The organism is Pseudomonas sp. 18.1.10 (assembly GCF_024655625.1).
GTDB lineage: Bacteria > Pseudomonadota > Gammaproteobacteria > Pseudomonadales > Pseudomonadaceae > Aquipseudomonas.
In genome coordinates this window covers 1-9057 of record NZ_JANLGL010000216.1, presented here as the reverse complement: position 1 = coordinate 9057, position 9057 = coordinate 1, and the positions used below count along the sequence as shown (strand labels likewise).

The window sequence follows — 9057 nt, the reverse complement described above, 5'->3', positions numbered from 1 at the left end:
CCCCCCCCCCCCCCCCCCCCCCCCCCCCCCCCCCCCCCCCCCCCCCCCCCCCCCATTTTTCAAGCAGAAGACGGCATACGAGATGTTACATGCTGTCTCGTGGGCTCGGAGATGTGTATAGAGACAGGTGTATCAGCTACGAATCTATCGACTGACACTCAGCTTTCGCGAGCAAGCCCGCTCCCACATTTTTTGATCTCCAGTGTTTAGGGGATCGAGTTACATCAGAACGCCGGCTTGATCGCGCCTTTGTACTTCTCTTCGATGAATGTCTTCACTTCCGGCGAGTGCAGGGCTGCAACCAGCTTCTTCACCGCGTCCGAATCCTTGTTGTCTTCGCGGGTCACCAGGATGTTCACGTAAGGCGAGTCGCTGCCTTCGATGACCAGTGCGTCCTTGGACGGGTCCAGCTTGGCTTCCAGGGCGTAGTTGGTGTTGATGAGCGCCAGGTCAACCTGGGTCAGCACGCGCGGCAGGGTGGCGGCTTCCAGTTCGCGGAACTTCAGCTTCTTGCTGTTACCGGTGATGTCCTTGATGGTCGACAGGATGTTGGTCGGGTCCTTCAGGGTAATCAGGTTGTGCTTGGCCAGCAGCAGCAGCGCACGGCCGCCGTTGGTGGCGTCGTTCGGGATCACCACGTTGGCACCGTCCGGCAGGTCGGCCAGGGTCTTGTACTTGCTGGAGTAAGCGCCCAGGGGTTCCAGGTGCACGGCGCCAACGCTGACCAGGTGCGTGCCCTTGGCCTTGTTGAACTCATCCAGGTACGGCTGGTGCTGGAAGAAGTTGGCGTCCAGGCGCTTTTCTGCGACCTGTACGTTTGGCTGCACGTAGTCGGTGAAGACCTTGACCTGCAGATCCACGCCTTCTTTGGCCAGGGCCGGTTTCACGAATTCGAGGATTTCTGCGTGCGGCACCGGCGAGGCCGCGACCGTGATGGTCTCGGCGTGGGCGGAAAACGCGGCAACGGCGGCGAAAGCAACCAGTAGTTTTTTCATCCAGCAAGCTCCTTGTTCGGGCATGTGCCGGCTTTGAGCCGGCAATGGCCGTTATTTACGAGAGTAATGTGTCACCAGCTTGTCGCCGATGGTTTGCAGAATCTGTACCAGCACAATCAGCATCACCACGGTGACGACCATGACGTCGTCCTGGAAGCGCTGGTAACCATAGCGTATCGCCAGGTCCCCGAGCCCGCCGGCACCCACTACGCCGGCCATGGCGGTATAGCCCACCAGGGCAATAGCGGTCACGGTGATTGCGGCAATGATGCCCGGCTTCGCCTCTGGCAGAAGCGCCTTGGTGATGATCTGGCGAGTGGTTGCGCCCATGGCTTGGGTCGCCTCGATGATGCCGCGATCGACTTCGCGCAATGCGGTTTCGACCAGTCTCGCGAAGAATGTCGAAGCGCCCACTACCAGCGGTGGAATCGCACCGGCCACACCGAGCGAGGTGCCGGTAATGAAGATCGTCGTCGGAATCATCACAATCAGCAGGATGATAAACGGCAGCGAGCGTATGGCGTTGACCACGAAGGCCAGTACGCCATAGGTGGTTTTCTGCTCCAGCAACTGACGGGGGCTGAACAGGAACAGCAGAATGCCCAGCGGCAGACCTACCACTACGGTGAAGAACAGCGAAGTGCTAAGCATCAGCATGGTATCGCCCGTGGCGACCCATATATCGGCCCAGTCAACTTTGTCGAAATAGTGCAGAAGTACGTCCATTAGCGCAGAACCTCCATATGGACATCAGCCGCGACAAAGCGGGCAAAGGCCGCTTCCAGGTCGCCGCCGGTAATGGCGAGGGTCAATTGCCCGTAAGGGATGTCTTTGATGCGGTCGATACGACCGGCGAGGATGCTGTAGTCCACACCCGTTTCACGGGCGACGGTACCCAGCAGCGGCGCGTAGGTCGCGTCGCCCTGGAACGTCAGGCGCACGATGCGGCCGGGGACGTGGGCGAAGTCATCGCGCTGCTCGTTTTCATCGACCTGTTCGGACTCTTGCACGAAACGCTTGGTGGTCGGGTGCTTGGGGTGCAGGAATACGTCGGCCACCGAGCCTTGCTCGACGATGACGCCGGCGTCCATCACGGCCACCTGGTCGCACACGCGACGGATCACGTCCATTTCATGGGTGATTAGCACGATGGTCAGTTTCAGCTCGCGGTTGATCTCGGCCAGCAGTTGCAGGACCGACGCGGTGGTTTGCGGGTCGAGGGCGCTGGTGGCTTCGTCGCACAGCAGGATCTTCGGCTTGGTCGCCAGGGCGCGGGCGATGCCGACGCGCTGTTTCTGGCCGCCGGACAATTGCGCCGGGTACTTCTTGGCGTGATCCGACAGGCCGACGCGAGCCAGCAGCTCGGCCACGCGCAAGTCGATTTGCTTGCGCGACAATTCGCCGGCCAGGGTCAGAGGCAGCGCCACGTTGTCGGCGACGGTCTTGGACGCGAGCAGGTTGAAGTGCTGGAAGATCATCCCGACCTGCTGGCGGAAACGGCGCAGGCCGTTGGCGTCCAGGGCGGTGACTTCTTCACCGTCGACAGTGATCTGACCGCCGCTGGGTTGTTCCAGGCGATTGATTAGACGCAAAAGGGTACTTTTTCCCGCACCGGAGTGGCCGATCAGGCCAAACACCTGGCCGTTCTCGACGCGCAGGCTGGTGGGGTGCAGCGCGGGGATTTCCTTACCGGCGACGCGGTAGGTTTTATGGACGTTATGAAACTCGATCACGTAGCGAACCTTGTGGGGCGCATGGAAAAGGGATCAGCGGTTAGCCGGGCGCGCATTTTAGCCTGTCCGTATAGTCTTTCTTAGCATTTCTTTTGCATTCATCCAGCGATTTGGCAATAACGCGATCAAAGGTCATAAAAAAGGAACGGCCCAAAACCCCATCAGTCACTACTTAAGCAATGCGCTTCCCGGGTGCCGTGCCTGGGTCTGAATAAGGAGTTTTGACTGATGAGTACGAAAAAGCCAAAGAGCGAGCTCGCCGGAACCGACACCCTGGACCGTAAGAACACCAACGCCAAGTTGCAGGCCTTGGAAGAATTTCGCTCCGACGCCACCGGCCAAGCCCTGCGCACTAACCAGGGCGTAAAGATTTCTGACAACCAGAACAGCTTGAAGGTCGGTGCGCGCGGGCCTTCGCTGCTCGAAGACTTCATCATGCGTGAAAAAATCACGCACTTTGACCATGAGCGCATTCCAGAGCGCATCGTGCATGCGCGGGGCACTGGTGCCCATGGTTACTTCCAGACCTATGAAAACCATTCTGCACTGACCAAAGCCGGTTTCCTGCGTGATCCAGGGCATAAAACCCCGGTATTCCTGCGTTTTTCCACCGTGCAGGGCCCGCGTGGCTCCGGTGATACGGTGCGCGACGTACGTGGTTTTGCCGTGAAATTCTTCACCGACGAAGGTAACTTCGACTTGGTCGGCAACAACATGCCGGTGTTTTTCATTCAGGACGCCATCAAGTTTCCTGATTTTGTCCACGCGGTAAAACCTGAGCCCCACAACGAGATTCCTACAGGCGGTTCGGCCCATGACACCTTCTGGGACTTTGTGTCGCTGCAGCCCGAATCGGCGCACATGGTGATTTGGGCAATGTCAGACCGGGCGATTCCTAAAAGCCTACGGGCCATGCAGGGTTTTGGCGTACATACCTTTCGCTTTATCAACGCACAAGGCGTCTCCAACTTCGTCAAATTCCACTGGCGCCCTACGGCCGGCACCTGCTCATTGGTGTGGGACGAAGCGCAAAAGCTTGCGGGTAAAGATACCGACTACCACCGCCGCGATCTCTGGGAAGCGATTGAGATGGGCGATTACCCCGAGTGGGAATTGGGCGTGCAGGTGATTCCCGAGGATAAGGAGCATGCGTTTGACTTCGACATCCTTGACCCGACCAAGCTGATCCCCGAAGAACTGGTGCCGATCACGCCGTTGGGCAAGATGGTGCTGAATCGCAACCCGGATAACTTTTTCGCTGAAGTCGAGCAGGTTGCCTTCTGCCCTGGCCATATCGTGCCGGGTATCGACTTCTCCAATGACCCGCTGTTGCAGGGCCGTCTGTTTTCCTACACCGACACACAGATCAGCCGACTCGGTGGCCCGAACTTTCATGAGTTGCCCATCAACCGCCCGGTGGCGCCGTTCCATAACGGCCAGCGCGATGCCATGCACCGCACCACCATCGACAAGGGACGTGCCGCCTACGAACCCAACTCCATCGATGGCGGCTGGCCGAAGGAAACCCCGCCCGCTGCGCAGGACGGCGGCTTCGAGTCCTACCATGAGCGCATCGATGCCCATAAGGTGCGCGAGCGCAGTGAGTCATTTGGCGATCACTTCTCCCAGGCGCGCCTGTTTTTCCGCAGCATGAGTAAACATGAGCAGGAGCACATCATTGCGGCCTACAGCTTTGAGCTGGGCAAGGTGGAGCGTGAGCACATCCGTGCGCGCCAGGTGAATGAGATCCTCGCCAACATTGACCTGGAGTTGGCCAAGCGTGTGGCGCAGAACCTGGGCCTGCCAGTGCCGAAGAAAGGCACGGTGCCGGAGCGCAAAGTATCGTTGTCGCGCTCGCCGGCCTTGAGCCAGGCGAACCTGCTGTCGGGCGACATCAAGACGCGCAAGGTGGCGATCCTGGCGGCTAACGGTGTGGATGGCGCGGCAATCGAGGCCTTGAAGAAAGTGCTGAAGGCCGAAGGCGCCCATGCCAAGTTGCTCGGGCCGACTTCGGCGCCGGTCACCACGGCGGATGGCAAGAGTTTGCCGGTGGATGCGTCCATGGAGGGCTTGCCGTCGGTGGCATTTGACGCGGTGTTTGTGCCCGGCGGCGCCAAGTCGGTGAAGGCGTTGAGCGAAGATGGCGTGGCGCTGCATTACCTGCTGGAGGCTTACAAGCATTTGAAGGCGATTGCGGTGGTGGGCGAGGCCAAGCAGTTGCTGGAGCTGTTGAAGCTGGAGGCGGATGCGGGGTTGATCGTCGGCGGGGATGCCAAGGCGTTGAAGGCGTTTGTGGCGGCGATTGCCCAGCATCGGGTGTGGGAGCGGGAGCCGAGGGCTAAGGGGATTCCGGCTTAAGTCATAGGTTGTTTTTTAAATCGCCTTCGCGAGCAAGCCCGCTCCCACATTTGGAATGCATTCCAAGTGTGGGAGCGGGCTTGCTCGCGAATAGCTTTATTGCGCCTTGCGCGGAATCAACACCACCTGCGCCGGGATCTTCTTCAGGATCTGCCGGTGCAGCTTCAGGTCATACGCCGAATCAATACGCTTGACCCGCTTGGTCAGCAGCGTGGCCAACCAGGGATAGTCTTCGGTGCGGGGCACCTGAATGCTCACATCACACTGATAATTCACCACATCGGTGGCAATCGCATCCAGTTGATGACGAAGTTCTTCAATATCGCGCAGGTTCAACGCCACGGTGGTGCTTTCGGCCGTCGGGTCGATGACCTTGGCCCCCGGCTTGGCTTCGGCGGCTTTCAGGGCGGCTTCGGCCTGGTCCAGTTCGGCCTTGCGGGCGTGGCTGATGGCGCTGTTGACGCCGCCGGTCAACGCCGGGGCCTTGGGCATCAGTGCACGGGCGCGGCTGAGGGCGGTGGCGGCGGCGTTGACGTCGCCTTTTTGCAGCACGATCTGGCTGCGCTGCAGGTAGGCTTCGGCCAATTGGCGCTGGTAAGGCTCCAGCGCGGGATCGTTGGGCGACTGGGCTTGCAGCGCGGCCAACTGGTCTTCGGCGGTGGCCAGCTCACTGCTGGCGAGGTTTTGCTCCAGCTGTGCGATGGCCGTAGCGCGTGCGTCCGGGGCCTGGACGGCGGCGGGCGGTGTGCTTTGACAGGCGCCCAGCAGCAGGGAAAATGCGGCAAGGAGCAGATAACGGGAGGTGAACGGCTTCATTCCTGCGACTCTCTATTTGCGCAAAAAGCGAGCAAGTCTACACCCCTCGACGGGGCAGGACAAAACTCAGCAGAAACAGCGCGGCGGCCGTGACCACAATCGACGGCCCGGCCGGCGTGTCCTTGAACCAGGACAGCGCCAGGCCGCCGCACACGGCGAGCATCCCCAGCAGGCTGGCGCCAATCGCCATCTGCTCTGGTGAGCGGGCATGGCGCTGGGCGGCGGCGGCGGGAATAATCAGCAGCGACGTGATCAACAATACGCCGACAATCTTCATCGCGACAGCAATCACCACGGCGATCAACAACATCAGGGCCATGCGCAGGGTTGGCACGGGCAGGCCTTCGACGGTGGCCAGTTCTTCATGCACGGTGATGGCCAGCAGCGGGCGCCACAGGGCGATCAGCAATACCAGCACGACAGCGCTGCCGCCGAGGATCCAGCCGAGGTCGGTGCTGCTGATCGCCAGCAGGTCGCCGAACAGGTACGCCATCAGGTCGATGCGCACTTCGTGCATGAAGCTCAGCACCACCAGGCCCAGGGACAAGGTGCTCGGCGCGAGGATGCCGAGCAGGGTGTCGGAGGCCAGTGGCTGGCGCTGTTGCAGGGTCACCAGCAGCACCGCCAGCAGCAGGCAGCCGACGGTGACGGCGATGGTCGGGCTGACATCCAGCAAGAAGCCCATGGCCACGCCCAGGAGCGCGGCGTGGGACAAGGTGTCGCCAAAATAGGCCATGCGCCGCCAGACGACGAACGAGCCTAGCGGGCCCGCCACCAGCGCCAAAGCCAAGCCTGCCAGCAGGGCGTAGAGCAGAAAATCAGCCATGCTTGCAGCTATCTCCATGAACGTGGGTGTGAGGTGCGGCGGGATCGTCGACCACTTCGCCGTGCAAATCATGGGCGTGGTCGTGGTGGTGATGGTAGATCGCCAGGCTCTGCGCGTTCTTGCCGAACAGCTCGACGAACGCCGGGTCGCCGCTGACCTGTTCCGGGTGGCCGGAGCAGCACACATGGCGGTTGAGGCACACCACCTGGTCGGTGGTGCTCATCACCAGGTGCAGGTCGTGGGACACCATCAGCACGCCGCAGCCATGGCGGTCACGTAGGCGGGTGATAAGGCTGTACAGCTCGGCCTGGCCGGCGACGTCGACGCCTTGCACCGGTTCATCGAGCACCAGCAGTTCCGGCTCGCGCAGCAAGGCACGGGCCAGCAGCACGCGCTGCATTTCGCCGCCGGAGATGCTTTGCACCGGGCTGTCGATGACTTGCTCGGCGCCGACTTCCTTGAGTGCAGCCTGGGCGCGGGCGCGGTCTACACCGGGCACCAGGCGCAGGAAGCGCAGCACGGACAGCGGCAGGGTCGGGTCGACGTGCAGTTTTTGCGGCATGTAGCCCACCCGCAGCTTGGGCTTGCGCCACACGCTGCCGGTGTCGGGCTTGAGCAGGCCGAGCACGGCGCGCACCAGGGTGGTCTTGCCGGCGCCGTTGGGGCCGATCAGGGTGACGATTTGCCCAGGTTCGACGCTCAGTGCGATGTTATCCAGCACGGCTTGCCCGGCGAACGTGACCCCAACCTGCTCCAGGCGGATTAGCGCGTTGCTCATCAAGCCCCCTGGCAGCCCGAGCACAGGCCGACCACTTCGACCGTTTGCCCTTCGACCCGGAAACCGACGTCGGCAGAGCTCTTGATGATGGCGTCGCTGATGCTTTTTTGTTCAAGCTCGATGGCGGCGTGGCACTCGCGGCAGATCAGGAACTGGCCCTGGTGCGCGTGTTCCGGGTGGTTGCAGCCAACAAACGCGTTGAGCGAAGCGATGCGGTGCACCAGGCCGTTTTCCAGCAGGAAATCCAGCGCCCGGTACACGGTAGGCGGCGCGGCGCGGCGGCCGTCTTGCTCGCTGAGCACGCCGAGGATGTCGTAGGCGCCCAGCGGCTTGTGGCTCTGCCACACCAGTTCCAGCACGCGGCGACGCAAGGCGGTCAGGCGCAGGCCCTTCTGTGCGCACAGGGTGTCGGCTTCCGACAGCGCGGTATGCACGCAGTGAGAATGGTCGTGGGGACGGCTGGCAAGCGGTGTTTTAGGCATGAGCGGCGACAGATATTTGATAGAGACGTTATTATGTTACCCGTTCCTACGCCATTGAGTGGTCATCGTGTCCCGACTTTTTCCCGTTTTTGTCGTATTTGTCGCCAGTTTGTTCGCAACCGGCGCCGCTCAGGCCGAGGTCAAGGTGCTGACCAGCATCAAGCCGCTGCAGTTGATTGCCGCGGCTGTGCAGGACGGCGTGGCCGTTCCAGAGGTGCTGTTGCCACCGGGCGCGTCGCCGCATAACTACGCATTGCGGCCATCCGACGTACGGCGCGTGAAGTCGGTCGACCTGCTGTATTGGATCGGCCCGGACATGGAGAGCTTCCTGCCGCGTGTGTTGAAAGGTCGTACAGCGGCGACGGTGGCCGTGCAGGACCTTCCGGGGATGAAGCTGCGTCGTTTCGCCGAAGATAGCCACTCCCACGCCGACGAAGCCGACGAACATGACCACGATCATCGCCCAGGCAGCCTGGATGCGCACTTGTGGTTGTCCACGGTGAATGCGCGGGTGATTGCGGCGCGCATGGCGTCTGACCTGGCGACTGCCGACCCGGCGAATGCCGCGCGTTACCAGAGCAACGTCAAGGCGTTCAATGAGCGTCTGGATGCGTTGGATGCCCGTTTGAAGGCGCGTCTGGCGACGATTGGCGACAAGCCTTACTTCGTCTTCCATGAAGCCTTCGATTACTTCGAAGATGCCTACGGGCTCAAGCACACCGGTGTGTTCAGCGTTGCCGCTGAAGTGCAGCCAGGTGCCCAGCACGTGGCCGCGATGCGTACGCGGTTGCAGGAAGTGGGCAAGACCTGTGTGTTCAGTGAGCCGCCGTTGCGTCCGCGATTGGCGGAGACACTGGTGGCGGGTTTGCCGGTGAAGTTGGCGGAGTTGGATGCGCTGGGTGGGTACACGCCGGCCACGGCTCAGGGGTATGAGCAGGTGCTGGAGAAGCTCGGGAATGATCTGGCCGGGTGCCTGGAGTCGCTCTGACAGTTAGCACAAAACCCATGTGGGAGCGGGCTTGCTCGCGAAGGCGGTGTTTCAGTGCCAGATGTACTGACTGACACACCG

Annotated in this window: 9 protein-coding genes; 2 read left to right on the top strand and 7 right to left on the bottom strand. The window is 61.5% G+C overall.

The genetic code is table 11. From position 1 onward, the window contains the following. Positions 1 to 224: 224 nt before the first annotated feature. Genes NUV89_RS24815 through NUV89_RS24805 form a run of 3 tightly spaced genes read right to left on the bottom strand, consistent with a single transcriptional unit; the run spans position 225 to position 2728 of the window. A complete protein-coding gene (locus tag NUV89_RS24815; protein ID WP_257783396.1) occupies positions 225 to 995 on the bottom strand; it encodes a MetQ/NlpA family ABC transporter substrate-binding protein in 771 nt (256 codons plus the stop codon). A gap of 51 nt (positions 996 to 1046) precedes the next feature. Continuing rightward, positions 1047 to 1721, bottom strand: a complete 675-nt coding sequence (locus NUV89_RS24810; RefSeq protein ID WP_257783395.1) for a methionine ABC transporter permease — start codon at positions 1719 to 1721, stop codon at positions 1047 to 1049. Further along, positions 1721 to 2728 carry a methionine ABC transporter ATP-binding protein gene (locus tag NUV89_RS24805; RefSeq protein WP_257783394.1) on the bottom strand — a complete coding sequence of 336 codons (1008 nt, stop codon included), beginning with the start codon at positions 2726 to 2728 and terminating at the stop codon, positions 1721 to 1723. Before NUV89_RS24805 ends, NUV89_RS24810 begins: the two co-directional genes overlap by 1 nt. A gap of 228 nt (positions 2729 to 2956) precedes the next feature. Between NUV89_RS24805 and katE the strand changes: the two genes are divergently transcribed. After that, positions 2957 to 5086 carry a catalase HPII gene (katE, locus tag NUV89_RS24800; RefSeq protein ID WP_257783393.1) on the top strand — a complete coding sequence of 710 codons (2130 nt, stop codon included), beginning with the start codon at positions 2957 to 2959 and terminating at the stop codon, positions 5084 to 5086. A gap of 96 nt (positions 5087 to 5182) precedes the next feature. Here the strand turns inward: katE and NUV89_RS24795 are convergent, their stop codons facing one another. The 4 genes from NUV89_RS24795 to zur are packed head-to-tail and all read right to left on the bottom strand — an operon-like array spanning position 5183 to position 7988. After that, positions 5183 to 5902, bottom strand: coding sequence for a PA5502 family lipoprotein (locus NUV89_RS24795; RefSeq protein ID WP_257783392.1), 720 nt, complete (start codon positions 5900 to 5902; stop codon positions 5183 to 5185). A gap of 37 nt (positions 5903 to 5939) precedes the next feature. Next, positions 5940 to 6728, bottom strand: a complete 789-nt coding sequence (gene znuB, locus NUV89_RS24790) for a zinc ABC transporter permease subunit ZnuB (RefSeq protein ID WP_017734696.1) — start codon at positions 6726 to 6728, stop codon at positions 5940 to 5942. Next, positions 6721 to 7506 carry a zinc ABC transporter ATP-binding protein ZnuC gene (gene znuC / locus NUV89_RS24785; RefSeq protein WP_017734695.1) on the bottom strand — a complete coding sequence of 262 codons (786 nt, stop codon included), beginning with the start codon at positions 7504 to 7506 and terminating at the stop codon, positions 6721 to 6723. Before znuC ends, znuB begins: the two co-directional genes overlap by 8 nt. After that, the gene (gene zur, locus NUV89_RS24780) at positions 7506 to 7988 is read right to left on the bottom strand and encodes a zinc uptake transcriptional repressor Zur (protein WP_026136513.1); all 483 of its coding nucleotides are present in this window, start codon (positions 7986 to 7988) and stop codon (positions 7506 to 7508) included. Before zur ends, znuC begins: the two co-directional genes overlap by 1 nt. Before the next feature lie 58 nt (positions 7989 to 8046). Here zur and NUV89_RS24775 point away from each other — a divergent pair, with 58 nt between their 5' ends. Then, complete coding sequence (locus NUV89_RS24775) at positions 8047 to 8976, top strand: zinc ABC transporter substrate-binding protein (RefSeq protein ID WP_257783391.1); 930 nt, start codon at positions 8047 to 8049, stop codon at positions 8974 to 8976. Positions 8977 to 9057 lie beyond the last annotated feature (81 nt).

Excerpts from the sequence above, each read along its gene's own strand:
- NUV89_RS24815 (WP_257783396.1), bottom strand. The coding sequence starts at position 995 with ATGAAAAAACTACTGGTTGCTTTCGCCGCCGTTGCCGCGTTTTCCGCC.
- NUV89_RS24810 (WP_257783395.1), bottom strand. The coding sequence starts at position 1,721 with ATGGACGTACTTCTGCACTATTTCGACAAAGTTGACTGGGCCGATATA.
- katE (WP_257783393.1), top strand. The coding sequence starts at position 2,957 with ATGAGTACGAAAAAGCCAAAGAGCGAGCTCGCCGGAACCGACACCCTG.
- NUV89_RS24795 (WP_257783392.1), bottom strand. The coding sequence starts at position 5,902 with ATGAAGCCGTTCACCTCCCGTTATCTGCTCCTTGCCGCATTTTCCCTG.
- znuB (WP_017734696.1), bottom strand. The coding sequence starts at position 6,728 with ATGGCTGATTTTCTGCTCTACGCCCTGCTGGCAGGCTTGGCTTTGGCG.
- znuC (WP_017734695.1), bottom strand. The coding sequence starts at position 7,506 with ATGAGCAACGCGCTAATCCGCCTGGAGCAGGTTGGGGTCACGTTCGCC.
- zur (WP_026136513.1), bottom strand. The coding sequence starts at position 7,988 with ATGCCTAAAACACCGCTTGCCAGCCGTCCCCACGACCATTCTCACTGC.